The following is a 20,373-nucleotide window of genomic DNA, read 5'->3' on the forward strand; positions in this document are numbered from 1 at the left end:
TCCGCGATAGAAATATCGTTCAGCCGCGCAGCTCATTCTTCATTATTTTTGATGTGAGAGGTTTCCCTTTGAACCAAGCTGACAGACAGCACATCATGTCCCGGTTCCGCTTCTTCCCTATTTTGCTCCGGATCAAGCAGCCTTGCGGCTGCGAGCTTGCCCATTTCATAAAAAGGAACGGCAACCGTTGACAGACGCGGACTAATGATTCGCGAACCGTCTGAATCATCATACCCGATTAGCGCGTAATGCCTGCCTGCCTCAAGCTCCAGCTCCCTCAAGCCCTGCATAAGCCCAATCGCCATCCGGTCATTTGCGCCAAATACCGCATCGATGCTGCCGGAACGAATCTGCTTCGCTAGCTGCCCCGCAAGCTCATAGCCGCTCTTGCGGCTGTAATTGCCCACGTAGACACGCTCCGGCTTATACGCTATGCCTGCTTCCTCCAATGCTTCCTTATAGCCATTCAGCCTATCAGCACTATTGGAATACTGCTTCGGGCCGTTTACGAACGCAATGCTGCGGCTGCCCTGCTCGATCAAATGCTTCACGGCTGCTTTACTGCCAGCTATATGATCGGCATCAACGGTTCTGTACGACTCCTCGTCGTACCGCTGATTCACAAGACAGAAGGGAAAGCCTCCTGCCTTCAGCTCCGCCAGCGCCGCTCGTTCTTCAGGCACGTCTTGGGAGCCCAGCACGATACAGGCATCGATTTTTTGCGTCCGAAAAAGCTTTGCGTAATCCCTTGCTCCATCAGGCTCCCGGAAAATCAGCAGCAGATCATAGCCGCAGCGCTTTGCCGTCTCGCCGATTCCGCTTAAAATTTCCGAGAAATAGTAAGTGGAGAACAAGTGAACCTTCGGCACGAACGGAAGCACAACGCCGATATTCCCGCTCTTTCTCCGGGCAAATTGCTGCGCGAGCGCATTCGGAACGTATCCGAGCTCAGCAGCTGCCTGCAGCACGCGCTCGCGCGTATCCTCTTTCATCGGGCCAACATTGTTCAACACTCTAGATACAGTCGCCTCTGAGACGCCTGCCAGCTTCGCTACTTCTTTCCTGCTAATAATCGTTTCCTCCTGAAAAGCCAATATGCCAAGATTCGTTTTAATTAATGTACACGCGTACATTATGGCATGAAAACGTTTCATCGTCAATAAACTTATTGATCGTTTTTTCCAGACGCATACAAACAAATAAAAAAACGATCCAGAACACTTGAAGCCGCGCTCGGGATCGATTTGTTATCACATGCTATCGCTGATAAGTTAAATTACCGCTTAGCAATTTCATTAATCCACTCGAAAACGGCTGCTAAAGCATTCGCTTCCTCACTCATGTTCATTCTGTCGATAAACGCCTTGCGATTGTCGTACAGACGTTCAACGCTCTCCGTCAACGTGCTCGCTGACAGCTTCTCTTCATACAAAACGTCGGCATAACCTGATTTCTCAAACGATTGCGCATTCAAGATTTGGTCGCCCCTGCTTTGTTCCTTCGTGAGAGGGATGAGCAGCATCGGCTTCTTTAGCGACAGAAATTCAAAGATGGAGTTGGAGCCGGCACGGGAAATGACAAGATCCGTCATCGCGAGCACATCCGGCAATTGCTCATTCACATATTCGAATTGCTTGTAGCCGGGCATATCGAGCGAAGGATCAACTTGATTTTTGCCGCATAAATGCACGATTTGGAATTGCTTCGTAAGCGCGGTTAACGCCTGCCTTACGGCTTGATTGATTTTACGCGCGCCCAAACTTCCGCCCATGATCAGAATAACCGGCTTGCTCCTCGTAAATTCGCAGAAAGCTCTGCCGCGATCGGCATTGCCCTGCTTCACTTCCTCGCGTATGACCGCTCCTACATGCCGGCTCTTGTCTGCCTTCAGCATGCCTCCCGTCTCGGGAAAGGTCGTGCACACGCCAGTTGCGAACGGAATTGACAGCCGATTGGCGAGCCCTGGCGTTAAATCCGATTCATGAATAAGCAGCGGAACCTTATTTAACCATGCGCCAATAACGACCGGAACGGATACAAAGCCGCCTTTGGAGAAAATGACATTCGGTTTATTTCTCTTAATGATGCGATAAGCCTGATAAAGACCTTTTATCACTTTAAAAGGGTCCTTGACGTTCTGAATGTCCATGTACCTTCTCAGCTTGCCGGTCGATATCGGAAAATATTTGACCTGCGGAATCGTAGCGATAAGCTGCCGCTCAATACCGTTTTCCGAACCTATATATTGGACTGACCAGCCCTCTTCCAAAAATCGCGGGATCAAGGCCAAATTAACGGTAACGTGTCCGGCTGAGCCTCCCCCGGTGAACATGATTGTTTTCATGAATGACTAGCCACCTAACATTTTTTATCCATTTATTATACGGGTAAAGATTTGTTTTAGCACTGAAAATCATGCCTTTGGATACAAAAGCATCCCCAGCTGCAAGCGCTGCTGCGCAATTGGCTGAGGATGCGTTCTTCTTGCCTATATCCCTATCCTTAAGGCGCGGTTTCCAGAAACTTTGATGTCGGGTTTTTGTCAATTGCCGTACGCATCGCATATTCGTTCTCGAACAAGACGACATAATTGCCCTTCTTGTCCTTCACGAGCGTCGTGTTGATACGGAATTTGCTTGGGTCGATGTTATCGTCGACGATCCAACGCGCGAATTGGAACTGCATGCGATGCAGCTGAATATCTACGCCGTACTCCGCCTTCATCCGATGCTCGAACACCTCGAATTGCAAATGACCGACAACGCCGAGAATCGTCTCGTCGAAGTTGCCCGTGGAATGAAACACCTGAATAGTGCCTTCCTCTGTAAGCTGATCGATGCCCTTCTGGTATTGCTTATGTTTCAGTGCGTTTTTGACGGTCACTTTAGCGAAAATTTCCGGCGAGAACGTTGGCAGCTCATCGAACACGACCTCTCCGCCCTGCGACAAGGAATCGCCGATACGGAAAATGCCTGGATCAAACAATCCGATAATGTCCCCTGGATAAGCAGTATCGACAATGTCGCGATCCTGTGCTAGAAACTGCTGCGGCTGCGCCAGCTTGATATCTTTGCCGTTGCGAACATGACGAACGCTCATGCCTCTCTCGAATTTGCCGGAGCAAATACGGAGGAAAGCAATACGGTCGCGATGCGCCGGGTTCATATTGGCTTGAATTTTGAACACATAACCGGTGAATTTCTCATCTGTCGGTTCAACTTGGCCCGTCGTGCTATTCCGCGAAGTCGGCTTAGGAGCAAGCTGCAGGAAGTTCTCAAGGAACGTCTGCACGCCGAAGTTGTTAACCGCGCTTCCGAAGAAGAGAGGCGTCAGCTCGCCGGCTTGCACCTTCTCGAAGTCGAATTGGTCGCCAGCGACGTCAAGCAGCTCAAGATCTCCAATAAGCTGATCGGTCAAATAATCGCCAGCCATCTCGCGGATCACTGGATCGTTATAATCGCTCACAGGACGAACTTCTATCGTTGAATGGTCATTTCCTTGGAACAGCTCAACCTGCGTTTTCATTCGGTCATAAACGCCGCAAAGCTCGCGCCCCATGCCGATCGGCCAGTTCATGGGCACTGCGCGAATGCCAAGCACCCGCTCCAGCTCTTCCATTAAATCAAATGGACTTTGCCCTTCGCGGTCCAGCTTGTTGATGAATGTAAAGATAGGAATGCCCCGCTTGCGGCAAACCTGGAACAGCTTGATCGTCTGTGCCTCCACACCTTTGGCAACGTCGATAAGCATGACGGCGCTGTCGGCTGCGGTAAGCGTACGGTAAGTGTCCTCACTGAAATCTTGGTGACCAGGCGTATCGAGAATGTTGACGCGGTGTCCCAAATAATCGAACTGCATAACGCTGGACGTTACCGAGATTCCCCGCTGCTTCTCAATTTCCATCCAGTCGGATGTAGCGTGCCGGCTCGCTTTGCGCGCCTTGACTGACCCTGCAAGCCGAATGGCTCCTCCGAATAGGAGGAGCTTCTCAGTGAGGGTTGTTTTCCCTGCATCAGGGTGAGATATAATCGCGAACGTGCGGCGTTTATCTACTTCCTGTTTAATTTCTTGGATTAACGATTGGCTCATGCTTGCCTTCCCTTCATTACGCAAGGTATACGGCAGCGGTTATTTTCCGCTGTTCGACACCCAAATGACGTTATCTTCCTCTTGACCGTTAACCGGCCACCAATGAAAGCCATCTTCTCCGAGCAGCTGATTCGCTGCGTCTGGACCCCAAGATCCAGCTGGATATAGCTTCAAATCACTTTTTTCTTCGCGCCAAGCCTGAGCGATACGATCCACGAAAGCCCATGCTTGAGAAACCTCGTCCCAACGCGTAAAGTAGGTCGAATCGCCGCGTGCTGCATCATGAATGAGACGCTCGTACGCTTCCGGCGTATTCAAGCCGATTTGGCAGCTTTGGCAAAACTCCATCGCTACCGGCTGTACCGAATTGTTCTCGCCCGGCGTTTTTGCGTTTACTTTAATATATATGCCCTCAATCGGGTTTACGCGAATGACGAGCAAGTTCGGCGCCAAATCATGACGCTCAGCGAACAATACATTTTGCGGCATCGATTTGAATTCGATTACGATTTCAGTCGTTTTTACCGGTAGACGCTTGCCCGTTCTAATGTAGAAAGGCACGCCCGCCCAGCGGAAGTTATCGACAAATACTTTTGCAGCAAAATAGGTTTCCGTCGCGGAGTCCTCGCCAACTGAATCCTCTTGGCGATAGCCGGGAAGCTCCTTGCCGTGATGGCTGCCTTCGCTATATTGACCGCGCACAACGTTTGAGCGCACTTCTTCACTCGAGCGGTAGTTGCGCAGCGAGCGAAGCACCTTAACCTTCTCATCGCGAATATCTTCGCCGTGCAGACGGCTTGGCGGTTCCATGGCAATCATCGTAAGCATTTGCAGCATGTGGTTTTGGCCCATGTCGCGAAGTGCTCCTGATTTGTCATAATAGCCGCCGCGATCCTCTACGCCAACGGTTTCGGATAACGTAATTTGAACGTTTGCAATATGTTTATTATTCCACAACGGCTCAAAAAATGCATTAGCAAAACGAATAACTTGAATATTTTGAACCATTTCCTTACCCAGGTAGTGGTCAATGCGATAAATCTCTTCTTCTTTAAACACTTGGTTAATTTGCTCGTTCAGCTTCTGAGCAGACGGCAAATCGTAGCCGAAAGGCTTCTCGATAACGACGCGATGCCAGCCGCTCGACTCCAGCAAGCCGCCGTCACGAAGGTTGAAGGAAACCGGGCCAAATAGCGATGGTGCAAGGGCCAAATAGAATAGGCGATTGCCTGGGATGTTAAACTTCACATCCAGCTGCGCGGACAATTTGCTAAGCTCGCGGAAGCCTTCCACATCGTTGATATCAAGTGACATGTATACGAAATGCTCTGCAAAACGATTCCATAGCTCAGCATCGTCCGCTTTGTAACGACAAAATTCTACGATGGATTCATACAAGTCCGCACGGAATTGCTCATTTGTCCGCGGGCGTCTCGCAAGACCCACCACGGCAAAGTTTTCGGATAGCTTACCTTCTTTATATAAACTGAACAGGGCTGGAAACAGCTTGCGCCGAGCCAAATCGCCCGTTGCTCCGAACAGATAATAAACTGCGCCTTCTGCGGAGACGGAATCTAGATTATTCGTATATGTCATTTGCCTCATTCTTTCCCTATGTATTTTTTACAGTTTCACATGATATGTAGTTTAGCATATAGTTCTTTAATTCGCTATTCAACATGTCATAAAAAATACTGATAAGATACGTTACTTCTTCTAATTCGGATCGCATAACTATGGGCTTTCTGCCTTGAAAACGCTGTATTCTCCTGTAATGACAGGTATTCCGATCGTCAATTCCGTATTTTCGGAATTTGAATCCTTGTGCAAAGCGATTTGAAAATTCGCAGATTTCCCGTTTTCGACAGCAATTGCAGAGCGAAGCATGCGGGTATAAAAGGTTTCGCTGATCGTTCCCCCGTCCTCATAGCGGTCTATCGATTTAGCGTCTGTTAGCCTCGTTATCCGCTGGATCGTCTGCTCATGCAACGCATGCCCTTGAACCTTCATACTGCCAGTAAATGCAGGAGAGAGAAGCGCTAGCTGCTCTGAAATACCCGCTGTCGCTTGAAACAGCGATTGTTGCTCCATCGGTTGAGCACCGCTTGTTTCAAGCAATATCATAAGCTCCTCGCTGCGGCTGTCAGCCTTGACGAGACTAATTGATAGTTTTCCGTCGAATGCTGGGAAGGCTCCCGTGAACGTTTTTCCTTCATTATGCTCAACTCTATTGCTCGCATTCCCTTTCTCATCTACAAAAAGCTTCTCTACAAGCTCCATCATCGATCCAGTTTTACCCGTCACATTCCATCTGATGCTCCATCGTGCTCCCTCTGAGCCGCTAATAAGCTGAGCGTCGCTCCACTCCCAAAGCGACTGCAAATCATGCTGAAGCATCTGTTCCGCAGAGGTTTTCTCCCTTGGCGCCCGATCCGCTTGCCATATCGCCCATGACGCGCTTACTAATAGGACGAGCAGAGCAAGCATGATGCCAAGCTTCGTTTGCTTAGCACGCTGCTTTGCTGATAGCCGATGCTTTTGGGGTGTCGGTTTTGCCGGAATATACATGATTTTTTCGCTCCTGTCTTCTTCCGAATGGGTAAACATCCATACACGATAGCCTGTAGGTGAATACACTGGTTGCAGGATTGATCTTCGTACTTTACTGGAGGTGTTCAAGCGAATGGAACGTATTTTCCCTTTGAATGAGGAAGTCGTTAATCAGTTTTGCGGATATCCGGTTTGCGTGGTTATGAATGACGGCACGCGTCATGTAGGTATACTTAGCTCCTGTGGGGGCGGTAAAGTGCAGCTTAACGCAGATGCAGGCGGCACAGAAGCGAGCGTAACACAAACGCAGCCGCAGGTTTCAAAAAAGAAAAAAGGCGTTAAAGGTAAAACAGAAGGCGCTCACAAATCATCAGGACAGTCCGCCGTGCAGACGCAATCCTATCCTTATGATCCCTATTACTACGGACCGCAGCCTTACTTTCCTTGGGGCGGAGCGCTAGCTCTCGACTTTGCGCTAATCGCTTTCTTATTTTTATTGCTTTAAGGCTGGCGAAGCGGCGAGCTAGGCGCAGAGCAGCCGCTTTTTTGTTTATTTAATGCGATCGCTGACAGCTTTCGCCAGTCTTTTTGACAACGGTATAGTATGCTCTCGCTGTACTCATCCTTAAAGCTGGAAAGGAGTTCAATTATGGGCACATACATACGCTCCACTCGGAGCATTGAAAGAATAAATGCGCACACGCCGGTACAAGCCTTAAGTCCTTACGGTTATTACCCCTATCGCGATGGCGAACCGCAGCAGCCTCCCGAGCAGGAATATGATTGGCAGCGCATCTATAAGAGCGCCGCAAACAGCGCCGCTGACTGGTTGCAATTGACTAAGCAAGCCCGAAACAGCATCGAACAACTAACCTTGCAGGTTAGCAGCCAGTTGAATAACGGCAGCCCCATTGCGGATAGCCTTAGCAGCCTTGCGAAAATAGTCCATCATTTGGAATCGCAATACAAGCGGCATGCCAACCATTTAAGATCCGAGCTTTGGGCTAGCATCGAAATAGCCTTGCGCACCCCCGCAGCTAGGGAGCTTGGCCTATGGAACAATTCGCGCGAGGCCGATGATGCTTATTTAGCGTGGCAGAAGCCACTCGCTGATGAGGAGTCCAAGCGAATGAAGCAGCTATTGCTTGGATCGGATGGGTTGCTTAGCGGCTTGAAGCATGCGCTCACCTACGCTGAGCAGCAGAAGCCCATCGATCTTCTTCAGCCGCAATTAGGCGCCACTTTGCCGTATGCAGCTTATTACGGGTCTATGCAATCCTACTGGCCGCTTCCCTATGTCGGATTGATTTTAAATCGTTATTTATAATTTCTGGTTAATATATAGGTTACAGCAGCAGCCGTCGGATTTCTTGTTGCGTGATTGCTGCGTTAGAGTAACATTCGGTCCACTCGCATGTATATCCTGCCAAATAAAATGATATTTCCCAATTTACAATGATTAATCTTGCATTATGGTATGAGAATAACATCAATCATCTCACCCGCTTCAGCTCCCTTTGAGCCAGAGGGGATGACTGCCAATCCTTCGGCATCCGCAATGGAGGCCATCATGCTCGATTTGGAGAAGGCTAGCGGGTCTGCAAGCAATTGACCATCCTGATGATTGAACAGCCTTGTGCGAACAAAGCGTTCATGCGGACTAGGCTTGTCTACCGCAGTTAGCAGCTGTGCCCTCACTCGTCTTGGCAGTGCCTCTTCAACGCCTTGCATTCGCAGCATCGCTGGCCGAACGAATAACTCAAACCCCACAAAGCAAGCTCCCGGATTGCCTGATAAAGCAAAAAGCAGCTTCCCGCCAACGACAGCAGCAGATGTTGGACTGCCCGGTCTCATCGCCACTCGGTCAAATAAGATTTCATTTAGTGTTTCGTTTGGTATTTCGTATGGCGTTTCGTTTGACGTTCCGTTTGATGTTACGTTAGAAGTTCCAATAGGCATTTCGTAAGGCATTTCATTTGGCGTGTCGTTTGACGTTCCGTTAGAAGTTCCGTTTGGCAGTTCGTAAGTCGTTTCATTTGGCCTTTCGTTTGATGTTCCGTTTGGCGTTTCGTTTGGCGTTTCGTTTGATGTTACGTTTGGCGTTTCGTTTGGCGTTTCGTTTGATGTTACGTTTGGCGTTTCGTTTGACGATCCGCTTGGCATTTCGTATGGTGTTCCGTTTGAAGTTGATGCTATCGAGTCGAGATGTTCATTTATAGGTTTATGTCTTACGTCTGCCAAGCTGTCAGTTTTCAGAGCTCGGAAAAGCTCTGACATCACATCAAAGTCCCCTACTGAGACGCCGCCGGTCGTGACGATCAGATCTGCGCATTCACATACGCTTGCGAGAGCGGCTTCAACCGCGTCAAGCTCATCGGGCAGCGAGCCGCACAGAATCGGCTCTGCGCCGCTCTGCTCCAACATAGCCGCGACCATATAGCTGTTGCTGTCACGGATTTGTCCGGGCGCAAGCGACGCCGCAACGGGCAGCAATTCGCTGCCCGTCGCGAACACCGCTACGCGCGGCCGCTTTTGCACCGCCACCTCGGCATAGCCGAAGGTGCCGAGCAGCGCAACATGGCCCGGCCGCACAAGCGTGCCGGGCACTGCAAGCACGCTCCCGCGGCGGAATTCCTCGCCGCGGGGCGCGATGTGCTGGCCGGCCAAGCCGGCGTGCTTGATCAGCACCGCCGGCGAGCCATCGGCCAGCATAGCTTCCGCGGTCTGCTCGAGCATCACGACCGCGTCAGCCCCTTCCGGCACAGCCGCGCCTGTCATGATGCGCACGGCAGTGCCCTGCTGTACGGCCGCCAGGGCGAGCCCGCCCGCCGCGACCGAATCAACGACGCGCAGCGTCGCCGGCCGCTCCGGCGACGCTGACGCGATATCTGCTGCGCGCACGGCGTAGCCGTCGAGGCCCGAGCGCGCGAAGGGCGGCCAATCGCTTGACGCCACTATCGTTTGCGCAAGCCTGCGGCCGCCGCTAGCCCGCAGCGGCACAAGCTCGCTGCCGAGCTGCAGCCTCTCCGCAGCAGCAAGCACACGCTGCTGCGCTTCTCCAACCTTCAAGGCCTTCCGATTAAATCGGCCGTCCTTCTCCCGCCCTTCCGCTCCGCTTCCGTTTCCGCTTTCACTCCGTCCGATCAGGCCGTCCTTCTCCCGCCCTTCCGCTCCGCTTCCGTTTCCGCTTTCACTCCGTCCGATCAGGCCGTCCTTCTCACTCTCTTCCGCTCCGCCTCCGCTTCCGCTTTCACTGCGTCCGATCAGGCCGTCCCTCTCCTGCTCTTCCGCTCCGCCTACGCTTCCGCTTTCACTCCGTCCGATCAGGCCGTCCTTCTCCCGCCCTTCCGCTCCGCTTCCGTTCCCGCTTTCACTCCGTCCGATCAGGCCGTCCAGCCCTTCTGCTCCGCTTCCGTTCTCCATCCCCATCACCCGCTCCTATCGCCGTCAGCTTTCCACATCCAGCAGCCTATTTAGCATCCATTTTACAATGTATGTTAAACTATTGGCAATCAACGTCAATGAACGCCGCAAAGGAGACGCCATGTTGCCATCATCAGCAAACAAGCAGCTTATTATTCAAGTCGTCGGATACAAAAACACCGGCAAAACCACATTGGTTTGCCGGCTAACGGAACGCTTTAAACAAGCAGACTATAAAGTTGGAACCATTAAGCGCGATGCGCATGATTTTCAGATCGATAAGCCCGGCACCGATACATGGAAGCACCAAGCAGCCGGAGCAGATATAACAGCCATTACATCTTCAAAGCGCACAGCGATCATGAAGGCGTACTCCGAACCGCTTGAGCAGCTCATTGCGCAAATGCCCGAAGCGGATGTCATATTAATTGAAGGCTTCAAGGATGCAGCCTATCCAAAAATCGTTATGATTCGTACGGAAGAAGACCATGAGCTTCTAATATCAACAAAAAATCCGATTGCTGCCGCTCTTTGGCCTGATGCCAGCTCACTTGCCTCTTCTTCTGTCCAAGCAATCGCTATTGATCAGATCGACGAGCTCTTCCAAAAAATAATGGCATTCTTCAAGCAGCATAACAACTAGTTGTTATGTTGTCCTTTATTCTGCAATTCCTTGCTTATGAGCATAAATAGCTGCTTGTGTTCGGTCGTCCACATCCAGCTTATTAAAAATGTTTGTAATATGGAATTTTACCGTTTTTACGCCTATAAACAGCTCATCGGCGATTTCCTGATTGGACATACCCTGCGCAACCCGCTTGAGCACATCCATCTCGCGATCCGTCAGATCATCATGAAGCGGAGCTTGCTCGTGCTGCTTCGGTTGGCGGAAGCGGTTCATCATTTTAGCCGCAACCTGTGATTCAAGGACGGATTGTCCTCGCGCTGCAGCTCGTATCGCATCGGCGATTTCCGTAGCTCGCGATGTTTTCAGCAAATAGCTGAACGCTCCCGCTTCAATGACCGGATACAGCTTGCTGTCATCCAAGTAGCTCGTCAATACGATGACTTTACATTCAGGGTACAGCTCAAGCAGCTTGGCTGTCGTCTCAACGCCATCCATGCCATCCATCACCAAATCCATCAATACAACGTCAGGTCTGTACGCCTGTGCTAATCGAATGCCGTCCATGCCGTTGCTTGCTTCACCGACAACCTCGATTCCATCCTCGGTATCCAGCACCGCCGCAAGCCCGATCCTCACCATCTCGTGATCATCGACAAGCAGCACCTTTATTGGCTGACTCAAATGCTCAATTGCCTCCACACCTAACACCGTCCCTCTTTTATCGTTAATCGATTTCAATCTTCATGCTTATGACTTCGCTTCTCGCTGTCCATCCGCCGGAACCCAAATATGAATAACGGTCCCCTCGCCTGGCTTCGAGATCATCTGCAGCGATCCGCCCAGCTCAAGCACCCGCTCCTCCATCGTAAGCAGCCCGTAAGACGTCTGCTTCTTCGACTCAAGATCAAACCCGATGCCGCTGTCAAGAAGACTCATATGCACTTGATTCCCCGAGCGAATCAGCTTGATTTCCATTCTATCCGCTTTGGAATGCCTTAGCGTATTCGATAATGCCTCCTGTGCAATCCGGAACAAATGATCCTCTGAATTTGGCGGCAGCATAATCGTATCATCCACCTCAAGCGATATCGTCATCGGTACTTTCTGCTTCAGCTCATCCACTAGAACAGTAAGCGCCTGCCCCAGGTTTTTTCCGTCCAAGTGGACGGGCCGAAGATGAAGCAGCAAGGCGCGCATTTCCGATTGCGCAACGGCTGCCATTTCTTCAATAAGCTGTACTTGACGCCGTGCCCGCTCCCAGTCCCGCTCAATCGTCCGGCTGACGGCCGTCGCCGTCATCGAGATGGCGAATAGCTGCTGGCTCACCGCGTCATGCAGCTCGCGCGCAAGGCGCTGGCGCTCTTCGATCACGGCCGTAAATTTGACCTTTTCGGTCCAATTCGGGTCGACCTGCTCCTGCTCCGATATTTCATTTTCCGTCTTCTCGCCATTGCTTAGCGTAACGGTAAACCTGCGTTTCACCTGCTGCTCCGTCAACCGCTTTAACGATTCCTTCAGCCTCGAATTTTGCAAATAACCATTCAGCGCAGCAGCAGCCATTCCTACCCCAACGATAGTCAGCCCGATTACCGCCCATTTGCCTTGAAGCGTGAACAGCTCAACATAGCCGATTCCTTGCAATACGATGACAACCAAGCTGATGATAATAAGCAGCCACAATATCGTTTCCGTAGCATTGCTCCTACGGGCCGCATGATTCGGCTGGTCACCCTTATTGCGCTGTTCCATACGGCTCACTTCCTTCTATGTACTATTTTAACTCTTAATGCCTGATTATGTCATTATTCATGCAAACATAAAAGAGCAGACCGTTAGACGGTCCGCTGCTTTCGAGTGCCATGATCCTATTCTTCAGTAGAAGCTTTTGTTAAAGAAGGGGCCGGATTCAGCTTGTTCTTGAGCGCTTGCAGCTGCTCATCCACTTTCACTTGTTTCTCAGCATCCGCTGCATTAAAGCTGTTTGTTGCACCGCTGTATGTGTAAGGAGTGCGCAAAACGTCCGCTTCTGCTTCGAGCTGCATAATTTTCTCTTCCATACGGTAGAAGCCGCGTGATGCAGAGCCGCTGTCGATCGTATGGTTCGCGGTCAATTGCGCCATTTGTTTTTGAGCTTTAGCTACTTGTGCACGGGAAGCAAGCTCATTGCGCTTGTTGCGCAGTTGGTAGAACTCTTCCTTCATCGTGTGCAATTGCTGCAGCAATTCCTCTGCTTGTGCTTTCGACTGTGTATGCAGATCAACATATTCGGTTACTTTCTGGTCAAAATAAAGCTTTTCTTCCAGCAGCTTGCGAGCAAGCTCCTCTTGGCCGGCTCTTAGAGCCGCTTCAGCTTTAGACTCACGATCAGCTGCACTGCGTACAGTTTCCTCAAGGCGCTGCTTCATGCGGCGCTCATTTGCCATTTGTTTAGCTACTGTAACCTCAGCTTGATGAATTTCGGACTCCATGTCGCGCAGGTATTGATTCAACATAATAATCGGATCTTCGATTTTATCCAATGCCTCATTTACCGATGCCTTTGTCATATCCTTCATGCGTTTGAAAATTCCCATATTAAAAATCTCCCTTCTCGTATTTAGCAATTTTGGCTTTCAATTCTTCAATTTCACGACGCAGCGCTTTTTTCTCCAAATCATCCATCATGCTATCGAACTGTGTCGATGCTGCTGGCTGTGGTGCCGGTCCTTGCGAATTCCAAGAGCCTGGTGCTTGTGGCGGGTTTTTGTAAGGACCGCCGAATGGCGAATTAGCTTGTTGGCCAAATCCAGGATTGTAGCCGCCGTTTGGTCCAAAGTTCGAATAGGTCGGCGGTTCTTTTGGTACAACCAAGCCTGCCAAAAGATAAATCAGGATTACTCCTCCACCTGTAATGATGGTTACAATTATTAGCAAGATCCGCAGCAGTGTTGCGTCAACGTTCAACATCTCCGCTAATCCGCCGCAAAGACCTAATATTTTTTTGTCGCGTGAGGAACGATAGAGTTTCTTCAAGACGACCAGCCCTCTTTCTCAAGCTTTCGCTTCAATTGCTCAAGCTCACGTTCTATAACGGATTGTACAGTGTTGCCCGCTTCCGTTACGAATTCTTGCCCCATTCTGCGAATGTCGCGCAAGCTTTTCGCTTCGTGCTCCATGCCGCTAATCCGATCTTCCAGTCTTCTGAATACGGAACCCGACTGAATGCCTTGTTCGCCGAAGCCGCTGCTGTAGCGGCTGTTCATCCGCTGTTGAAGTCTTAGTGATTCCATGCGAGCCGCATAATATTCGCGTTTGTCATATACCGATTGGTATTCGCTGCGCATCTCGCGAAGCTGCTCTTCTAGATCCAGCGTATTTTGTCTGCTTTGCTCGAACAGTTCACGGTATTGAACCGAGCGTTCTTCGCAGCTTGCTTTCTCGTGAAGGGCTATTCTTGCCAACTGCTCCTCGCCTGCCTTTAGAGCCGTCAACGCTTGATTCTCGCGCCGTTCCTTTTGCTCCTCAGCCTGCAGCCATTGTGCTTTTAAGTGATTGCTGTGGCCAGCGTACTGCTGGTACAGCTTCTCCGCTTGAATGATATCTTCTCTGGTAGACCAGAGAAATTGATCGATCATCCGAACCGGATCTTCTGATTTCTCAAGACGTTCATTTAGTGTAGCAACCGTAATGTCGCGCACTCGCTTCATAATACTCATTCCATGTCCTCCTTAACGTTTTGCGATGCTTGCCATGCTTCGTTAAACCGTTCATTTTTTTATCTTTCGCAGCGCTTAGTATGCTCTGCGTTTATCTTTCTTGAAGAGGCTTACTCCAGCTACGATCAAGCCGATTGCCAGAAGCAGCAAAATGACGCCGCCGAGCTTGCCGAGAACCATCATACCGCCGATTACGATAAGTATGCCGCCAATCCATTTCTTGCTGTTCATCCAACCGACGATACCCAGTCCGATTAGAATGAACGGGAGCAAGAATCCGAATATAGCACCAAAGTGGACACCTACAAAATTAAGTACCGCGATAACTCCGACGATCATAAGCAGTACGCCTAACGCGCTTTTTCCATTCATCTCCGTTTCAACTCCTTTCCATTTTTCTTTTTTTCCATTCGTTTATTGCTTTATGTGTGTTGCTCTTGCTTATGTACTTAGTTTAGATCAATTTACGCTTTTATAAAACGGACCTTCGGCGGTTTTCGAACTGGACTTAGGTCGAGTCAGCCGCCCGCCTCCGGGGGAAAATAACGGTTTTCGGCGCTATTTCACTACCCAAGCCGTACTATTCAACGAATCACGCCCCAATGACCTCGCACACTAACCGAACCTAAAATGCCGGCATCGCGCTATCGATTGTCCGGCACATTATAGAATCGATACTTTTATTTGTTAGCCAGAAATTGATCGAATTGAGCCTGCTTCTCTGCAACAATCTTGTCGATGCCGGCCGCTTGAAGTCTCTCGGTATACTCCGGCAATACTTTATCGATATCGACTGAGCCGGTTTCCAAGGCGGTTTGATATTGTCTGTTTACATTGACGACAGCAGCTATCTCAGCTCTAACCGCATCGCCGTCAAATACGAAGCCAAGTCCGGGTGAGAGCTTTGCGTTTTGATTGAATTGTTGGAAATGATTCCATTTGTCGGGATCTTCAGAGTCCCATACATAGTTCAGAAACTGGTTGCCGAACATCCAGTTGGAGCCAGGATTATAATGCTGTGTTTGCTCGGTCGGCATGATCACATTTTCGTCTACCTTCGTATAATGCTTGCCTTCTATGCCGTAATTCAGCAGATTGTTCAAGTAAGAGTCCGTATGGAGCAAATTGATAAACAACATGGCGCGCGCAGCGTCCTGTGAGGTAGTGGAGATCGCCAGCATAGAGCCTGCTGTCTCAGACGTTGAAATCGTCTTCTCATTTAAGGGCAGCTGGGCAAGCTTGCCGATAAGGCCGGTCTGAATAGCCAGCTCCTCCTCCTTCCCGGGTTTCAAAGCGGAAGTAATAGAGAAAACGTCTCCAGATCTTAAAGCGTCGTTGTTCATCGTCTGATTTGTTGCCGCATCTTTATTGATGTATCCCTTCTGAAAAAATTGCCGCGTAATGCGCAGCGTATCCACATAACGGTCAACCTCGTAGGCCGGCATGACCTTTGTGCTTTCGCCATCCTTAAGAATAATGCCGGGAATCGACGTATCGCCAAGCGCATCAAAATTACCGACATAATGCGCATTAAACGTCTCGCCCATCTTCATATAGAGAGGCGTCATTCCCGGCTTTTTTGCAAGAATGATTGCATACACAGCATCCAAATCCTCGATTGTTTTTACGTTGGACATGTCAATTCCCAGCTCCTCGGCAATATCCGAGCGATAGACAATGCCGCCCTGCGCCGCTAACTCCTTGTTCGTCGGAACCGCATAGTTTTTCCCGTCGATTTTGGCACCGGCTAGAAATATGGGGTCAAGCGATTGCAAAATACCTTGTCCATACTGCTCCAGCAGCTCATCGATTTCTAAAAATGCCCCCTTAGACACATTTACCGCATGCTTGTTCCACTGTGCTGTAAATAAGATATCAATCTTCTCGCGCGATGCGACCATCAGGTTGATTTTATCGTCCCATGGCCCCCAATCAATCGGCATGAGATCTATTTTCGCATTGATTTTATCAATTAAATACACATTCATTGCCGCCTCTACTTCTTCCTCGTCCTTCTGCGGCGATCCCGTATATACAAATTTTAATGTATAAGTCTGGAGTGTTCGGTCCTGCTGTAATCCGCCGCTATTCGCCATATTTGATGAAGCGCTTTCATTATCTTTGCTGCTAAGCGGGCTATTCTCGGCTATCTGATAAGAGCAAGCGCTTATTGCAAATAAGCCGCCCAATAGGAGCATCCTTGCACGAATCATAAGGCTCGTCGTTCGGGTCATTATCGAATTGCCCCCTAATGGGTTGATGATATTGCGTTCAATAGTTTAATTGTAAATACCAGGCCAAAAAATGCAAGCAAGAAAAACCCGCGCCTTTGCAAGACGCGGGTTTTCATTATTTACAGACTAAGCTTCGCTTAACACTTATTTGTTTGCCAGAAATTCGTCGAATTACTTTTGTTTTTCGGCTACGACCTTGTCAACGCCAGCATCCTTCAGCTTCGCCTCATACTCGGCTAAAATTTTATCGACGTCGACGGAGCCGGTTTCAAGCGCTCTTTGATATTGACGGATAACGTTTGCGAGCGCGCCTACTTCAGCCTTCACGGGCTCGCTGTTAAATACGAAGCCAAGCGCGGGAGAGACCTTTGCGTTTTGGTTGAACTCCTTGAATTTCGCCCACTTGTCTGGGTCCTCCGTGTCCCATACGTAGTTAAGGAATTGACTGCCGAACATCCAAGCGGAGCCTGGGTTATAGTTCGCGGTGTTGCCTGTTGCGGTAATGATTTCACCGCTGCGTGTAAAGTGGTCGCCTTCCAAACCGAAGTTCAGCAGATTGTTGATTTCTTTATCCGTGTGCAGCAAATTGATCAGCATCATAGCGCGGGCCGGATCCTTCGAAGTGGAGGAGACGCCGAGCATCGAGCCAGCGGTTTCAGACGTAGCAACCGTTTTTTCCGTCATTATAATTTGGGCAAGCTTGCCTGTCAGCCCTGAAGCGCTCGCAATTTCAGAATCCTTGCCAGGCTTCATCGGCTCGATTGTAGAGAATACAGTGCCTGCTTTCCATGCATCTGCGGAAGCGACCTGCGTTGTCGCGGCATCGGCGTTAATGTAGCCTTTTTTGAAATAGTCGCGGGTAAGGTTCAAATATTCCTTGTAGCGGTCGATTTTCTCCATCGGCGTTACGGTCGTACCGTCCTGATCCTTCAGAACGGCTCCTGGAATCGTCGAATCGCCTAGAAAGTCATAGTTGGCAAAGAAATGCGAGTTAAAGGCTCCCGCTGTTGTGTAAAGCGGCGTCAATTCAGGTCTTTTTGCTTTTACGACGGCATAGATTGCATCTAGATCCTGAGGTGTTTTGACATTGCTCATATCAATGCCAAGCTCGTCGGTAACGTCTTTGCGGTATACGATCCCGCCTGCGGCAGCTAGTTCCTTGTTCGTTGGCACGCCGTAGTTTTTGCCATTGATCTTCGCGCCTTCGAGGAAGGCAGGGTCTAGCGTTTCAACGATGCCCTTGCCGTATTGATCGATCAGACCGCCTAGCTCAAGGAATGCACCCTTGGATACGTTATTCGCATGGCCGTTCCACTGCGCAGTGAAGATAATGTCAACCTCTTCGCGGGATGCGATCATCAGATTGATTTTATCGTCCCATGCGCCCCAGTCTATTGGCATTAGATCGATGGTTGCGTTGATTTTTTCGGTCAGCAGCTTATTAAGCGCCTCTTCCACTTTTTTCTCATCCTTCTGAGGGGTGCCTGGATAGACGAGCGAGATTTTGTAAGGCTTCAGATCGGATGCGGGCGGCTCTTCTTCTGTACCTGCTGGTTTGTCTGTCTCGGCGGCAGTATTCTTCGCAGACTCTGGATTGTTATTCGTTTTACTGTTGTTTCCTGAGCATGCGGACATGACGAGCACGATGGTCAGCATCATCATGAGAAGCATCGATGTTTTTTGTTTAACTTGCTTCATAGCGGGTGGACCTCCCTTAAAAATTAAGTTGTATGCTAAACCGGCATAGCCGGCTCCAGCCATTTTGGCAACCGTTCATTTGTACAATCAGCCCTTCACAGCGCCTACAGTCAACCCTTTGACAAAGTACTTTTGAAAGAACGGGTACGCGAAAATAATTGGCCCGATCCCGACGACAACCATCGCCATGCGAACAGTCTCGCTCGGAAATTTGAACGTTCCGCCCGCTGCCGTAATCGCTGCTGCCGCCGTGCTGTTATTCGCAAGAAATTGAATGTTCAGCATCGTCTTATACATCAAATATTGCACGGTAATATTCCCATCCTTCGTAATGAACACCAAGCTGAGAAACCAATCATTCCAATAGGTGAGCGTCTGGAAGAGTGCAACCGTCGCGAGCACTGGTAGCGATAAAGGTAGGACGATTTTTGCGAAAATAGTAAGCTCTCCTGCACCGTCAATCTTAGCGGACTCCAGTACGGCTGCCGGAATCGTCGTCTGAAAGAACGTGCGAATGATGAGCACGAAGAAAGCTGCGACGAGAAGCGGCATAATGAGGGCAAGCAGCGTATCCTTTAAGTCGAGTACACGAACGTACACCAAGTACCATGGCACAAGTCCGCCTGAGAACAGCATCGTAAAGAAAACGAAGAAGGTAAAAAACTTGGCATGCGGGAAGTCTGTTCTTGAGATCGGATAAGCGTACAGCGCCATAATAATAAGGCTGAGCGTTGTGCCCACGATAGTGACGAGGATCGAGATGCTGTAGGAGCGAATAATTTGGGTCGCATCCTTGAACAGAAATTGGTAGGCAGCCAAGTCAAGCTTTGAAGGGATAAATTGATAGCCCTCCCGCACGACCGTCGCCTCATCCGAAATCGAGACCATAACGATCAGAACAAGCGGTATGATGCAGAGCAGCGAATATACAATAAAGAACACATTGATGCCTAGAGAAGCCGGAATCGACAATTGGTTTTTTGGATTGGACCCGGACGACATTTTCTCGACTGCTTCCATAGGTTCACCTCCATAAATTTTTCATAGAAAAGAAGAATGGCTAATCATCTGCTAAAATAATGCGTTATCCTTGTTGATGCGGCGTACAACCCAGTTCGATAGAAAAACCAGCGTGAATCCGACGACCGACTGCAGCAGACCCGCTGCGGATGATAAGCCGATGTCGCCAACGGTCAGGAACGTCCGATAGACATAAGTGTCGATGACGTTCGTAACCGGGAACAGCACGCCCGATTCTCTAGGCACTTGGAAGAATAGGCCAAAATCCGCATTAAATATTTTGCCGATCTGAAGCAGCGTCATTATCGTAATGACAGGCATAATGAGCGGGATCGTAATGCGGGTCATTTGCTTCCACTTGCTCGCCCCGTCGATCGTTGCAGCCTCGTAATACTCATCGTCGATGCCGATGATGGCAGCCATATAAATGACGGTGAAGTAGCCCATGCTCTTCCACGTGTTCACGATTGGCAGGACGTAAGGCCATACCTCCTGGGTAAAATACCAGCTCACCTTCTCAAGCCCTAATGCCGGAAGCAGCGAGCTGTTCAAGTAACCGTGCTCATCGCTCATGAAGCCGAAGACGAGGTAGCTGATCACGACCATGGACAGAAAATAAGGAAGAAACATAACCGTCTGATGGAGCTTGGCGACGAACCGGTTGCGAATCTCATTAAGCATCAGCGCAAACGCCAGCGGAATGATCAAATTGAGAATAATAAAGCCAGAGTTGTACAACAGTGTGTTGCGCGTAATAATCCACGCATCGGATGTTTTGAACAAATACTCGAAGTTCGTTAACCCATTCCACGCGCTTCCTAGTATGCCATCCGCGTAGTTAATGCTCTTGAACGCGATTATGATGCCGAACATTGGAATATAATTGTTGAATACAAGCAGAACGATGGCCGGGAGCATCATCACATAGAACATCCAGTATTTGCGGAATATGAGTAAATGAGATGTCTTCCTAGCTTTAATTTGTGGAGTATAGGCCGTTGCCGCAGCTTTCGACGTCTGATCCGCCATCGTCTTC

Annotated in this window: 19 protein-coding genes; 3 read left to right on the plus strand and 16 right to left on the minus strand. The window is 49.7% G+C overall.

What is annotated here, in order from left to right:
* Positions 1–32: 32 nt before the first annotated feature.
* The 5 genes from AC1TPC_RS13585 to AC1TPC_RS13605 all read right to left on the minus strand — a co-directional run bounded on the left by AC1TPC_RS13585 (position 33) and on the right by AC1TPC_RS13605 (position 6,657).
* A complete protein-coding gene (locus AC1TPC_RS13585; RefSeq protein ID WP_482067407.1) occupies positions 33–1,133 on the minus strand; it encodes a LacI family DNA-binding transcriptional regulator in 1,101 nt (366 codons plus the stop codon).
* A 143-nt stretch (positions 1,134–1,276) separates the two neighbouring features.
* Positions 1,277–2,344 carry an undecaprenyldiphospho-muramoylpentapeptide beta-N-acetylglucosaminyltransferase gene (locus tag AC1TPC_RS13590; protein WP_482067371.1) on the minus strand — a complete coding sequence of 356 codons (1,068 nt, stop codon included), beginning with the start codon at positions 2,342–2,344 and terminating at the stop codon, positions 1,277–1,279.
* A 158-nt stretch (positions 2,345–2,502) separates the two neighbouring features.
* A complete protein-coding gene (locus tag AC1TPC_RS13595) occupies positions 2,503–4,089 on the minus strand; it encodes a peptide chain release factor 3 (RefSeq protein ID WP_482067372.1) in 1,587 nt (528 codons plus the stop codon).
* Between the two features lie 39 nt (positions 4,090–4,128).
* Entirely contained in the window at positions 4,129–5,685 is a 1,557-nt protein-coding gene (gene zwf / locus AC1TPC_RS13600; protein WP_482067373.1) for a glucose-6-phosphate dehydrogenase, read from the minus strand.
* A gap of 138 nt (positions 5,686–5,823) precedes the next feature.
* Positions 5,824–6,657: a YwmB family TATA-box binding protein gene (locus tag AC1TPC_RS13605; RefSeq protein WP_482067374.1), complete on the minus strand. Its 834-nt coding sequence runs from the start codon at positions 6,655–6,657 to the stop codon at positions 5,824–5,826.
* Positions 6,658–6,772: 115 nt separating this feature from the next.
* On the opposite strand from AC1TPC_RS13605, the gene AC1TPC_RS13610 reads away from it, so the two are divergent.
* Positions 6,773–7,144, plus strand: a complete 372-nt coding sequence (locus AC1TPC_RS13610) for a hypothetical protein (protein ID WP_482067375.1) — start codon at positions 6,773–6,775, stop codon at positions 7,142–7,144.
* Positions 7,145–7,288: 144 nt separating this feature from the next.
* Entirely contained in the window at positions 7,289–7,966 is a 678-nt protein-coding gene (locus AC1TPC_RS13615) for a hypothetical protein (protein WP_482067376.1), read from the plus strand.
* 143 nt (positions 7,967–8,109) lie between these two features.
* On the opposite strand, the gene AC1TPC_RS13620 is transcribed toward AC1TPC_RS13615, so the two are convergent.
* Positions 8,110–10,062, minus strand: coding sequence for a molybdopterin molybdotransferase MoeA (locus AC1TPC_RS13620; protein WP_482067377.1), 1,953 nt, complete (start codon positions 10,060–10,062; stop codon positions 8,110–8,112).
* Positions 10,063–10,183: 121 nt separating this feature from the next.
* On the opposite strand from AC1TPC_RS13620, the gene mobB reads away from it, so the two are divergent.
* Entirely contained in the window at positions 10,184–10,705 is a 522-nt protein-coding gene (gene mobB / locus AC1TPC_RS13625; RefSeq protein ID WP_482067378.1) for a molybdopterin-guanine dinucleotide biosynthesis protein B, read from the plus strand.
* A 15-nt stretch (positions 10,706–10,720) separates the two neighbouring features.
* On the opposite strand, the gene AC1TPC_RS13630 is transcribed toward mobB, so the two are convergent.
* From AC1TPC_RS13630 to AC1TPC_RS13675, 10 genes are all read right to left on the minus strand, one after another.
* Entirely contained in the window at positions 10,721–11,371 is a 651-nt protein-coding gene (locus AC1TPC_RS13630) for a response regulator transcription factor (RefSeq protein ID WP_482067379.1), read from the minus strand.
* Between the two features lie 66 nt (positions 11,372–11,437).
* Positions 11,438–12,439, minus strand: a complete 1,002-nt coding sequence (locus AC1TPC_RS13635; protein ID WP_482067380.1) for a sensor histidine kinase — start codon at positions 12,437–12,439, stop codon at positions 11,438–11,440.
* A gap of 116 nt (positions 12,440–12,555) precedes the next feature.
* Complete coding sequence (locus AC1TPC_RS13640) at positions 12,556–13,263, minus strand: PspA/IM30 family protein (protein WP_482067381.1); 708 nt, start codon at positions 13,261–13,263, stop codon at positions 12,556–12,558.
* 1 nt (position 13,264) lies between these two features.
* Positions 13,265–13,702 (minus strand): PspC domain-containing protein, encoded by a 438-nt coding sequence (locus AC1TPC_RS13645; protein WP_482067382.1) that lies wholly within the window; start codon positions 13,700–13,702, stop codon positions 13,265–13,267.
* Positions 13,699–14,385, minus strand: a complete 687-nt coding sequence (locus AC1TPC_RS13650) for a PspA/IM30 family protein (protein ID WP_053374354.1) — start codon at positions 14,383–14,385, stop codon at positions 13,699–13,701. The genes AC1TPC_RS13645 and AC1TPC_RS13650 overlap by 4 nt, the downstream gene beginning before the upstream one ends.
* 75 nt (positions 14,386–14,460) lie before the next feature.
* The gene (locus AC1TPC_RS13655) at positions 14,461–14,757 is read right to left on the minus strand and encodes a LiaF transmembrane domain-containing protein (RefSeq protein WP_482067383.1); all 297 of its coding nucleotides are present in this window, start codon (positions 14,755–14,757) and stop codon (positions 14,461–14,463) included.
* A 308-nt stretch (positions 14,758–15,065) separates the two neighbouring features.
* Positions 15,066–16,619, minus strand: a complete 1,554-nt coding sequence (locus AC1TPC_RS13660; protein WP_482067384.1) for an ABC transporter substrate-binding protein — start codon at positions 16,617–16,619, stop codon at positions 15,066–15,068.
* Positions 16,620–16,790: 171 nt separating this feature from the next.
* The gene (locus AC1TPC_RS13665) at positions 16,791–18,317 is read right to left on the minus strand and encodes an ABC transporter substrate-binding protein (protein ID WP_482067385.1); all 1,527 of its coding nucleotides are present in this window, start codon (positions 18,315–18,317) and stop codon (positions 16,791–16,793) included.
* Positions 18,318–18,404: 87 nt separating this feature from the next.
* A complete protein-coding gene (locus AC1TPC_RS13670) occupies positions 18,405–19,337 on the minus strand; it encodes a carbohydrate ABC transporter permease (RefSeq protein WP_482067386.1) in 933 nt (310 codons plus the stop codon).
* 51 nt (positions 19,338–19,388) lie between these two features.
* The gene (locus AC1TPC_RS13675; protein WP_482067387.1) at positions 19,389–20,366 is read right to left on the minus strand and encodes an ABC transporter permease; all 978 of its coding nucleotides are present in this window, start codon (positions 20,364–20,366) and stop codon (positions 19,389–19,391) included.
* Positions 20,367–20,373 lie beyond the last annotated feature (7 nt).

The organism is Paenibacillus sp. Y280 (assembly GCF_056786335.1).

Coding starts and splice junctions, on each gene's coding strand:
- AC1TPC_RS13585 (WP_482067407.1), bottom strand. CDS start 1,133: ATGTACGCGTGTACATTAATTAAAACGAATCTTGGCATATTGGCTTTT.
- AC1TPC_RS13590 (WP_482067371.1), bottom strand. CDS start 2,344: ATGAAAACAATCATGTTCACCGGGGGAGGCTCAGCCGGACACGTTACC.
- AC1TPC_RS13595 (WP_482067372.1), bottom strand. CDS start 4,089: ATGAGCCAATCGTTAATCCAAGAAATTAAACAGGAAGTAGATAAACGC.
- zwf (WP_482067373.1), bottom strand. CDS start 5,685: ATGACATATACGAATAATCTAGATTCCGTCTCCGCAGAAGGCGCAGTT.
- AC1TPC_RS13605 (WP_482067374.1), bottom strand. CDS start 6,657: ATGTATATTCCGGCAAAACCGACACCCCAAAAGCATCGGCTATCAGCA.
- AC1TPC_RS13610 (WP_482067375.1), top strand. CDS start 6,773: ATGGAACGTATTTTCCCTTTGAATGAGGAAGTCGTTAATCAGTTTTGC.
- AC1TPC_RS13615 (WP_482067376.1), top strand. CDS start 7,289: ATGGGCACATACATACGCTCCACTCGGAGCATTGAAAGAATAAATGCG.
- AC1TPC_RS13620 (WP_482067377.1), bottom strand. CDS start 10,062: ATGGAGAACGGAAGCGGAGCAGAAGGGCTGGACGGCCTGATCGGACGG.
- mobB (WP_482067378.1), top strand. CDS start 10,184: ATGTTGCCATCATCAGCAAACAAGCAGCTTATTATTCAAGTCGTCGGA.
- AC1TPC_RS13635 (WP_482067380.1), bottom strand. CDS start 12,439: ATGGAACAGCGCAATAAGGGTGACCAGCCGAATCATGCGGCCCGTAGG.
- AC1TPC_RS13640 (WP_482067381.1), bottom strand. CDS start 13,263: ATGGGAATTTTCAAACGCATGAAGGATATGACAAAGGCATCGGTAAAT.
- AC1TPC_RS13650 (WP_053374354.1), bottom strand. CDS start 14,385: ATGAGTATTATGAAGCGAGTGCGCGACATTACGGTTGCTACACTAAAT.
- AC1TPC_RS13655 (WP_482067383.1), bottom strand. CDS start 14,757: ATGAATGGAAAAAGCGCGTTAGGCGTACTGCTTATGATCGTCGGAGTT.
- AC1TPC_RS13660 (WP_482067384.1), bottom strand. CDS start 16,619: ATGACCCGAACGACGAGCCTTATGATTCGTGCAAGGATGCTCCTATTG.
- AC1TPC_RS13665 (WP_482067385.1), bottom strand. CDS start 18,317: ATGAAGCAAGTTAAACAAAAAACATCGATGCTTCTCATGATGATGCTG.
- AC1TPC_RS13670 (WP_482067386.1), bottom strand. CDS start 19,337: ATGGAAGCAGTCGAGAAAATGTCGTCCGGGTCCAATCCAAAAAACCAA.
- AC1TPC_RS13675 (WP_482067387.1), bottom strand. CDS start 20,366: ATGGCGGATCAGACGTCGAAAGCTGCGGCAACGGCCTATACTCCACAA.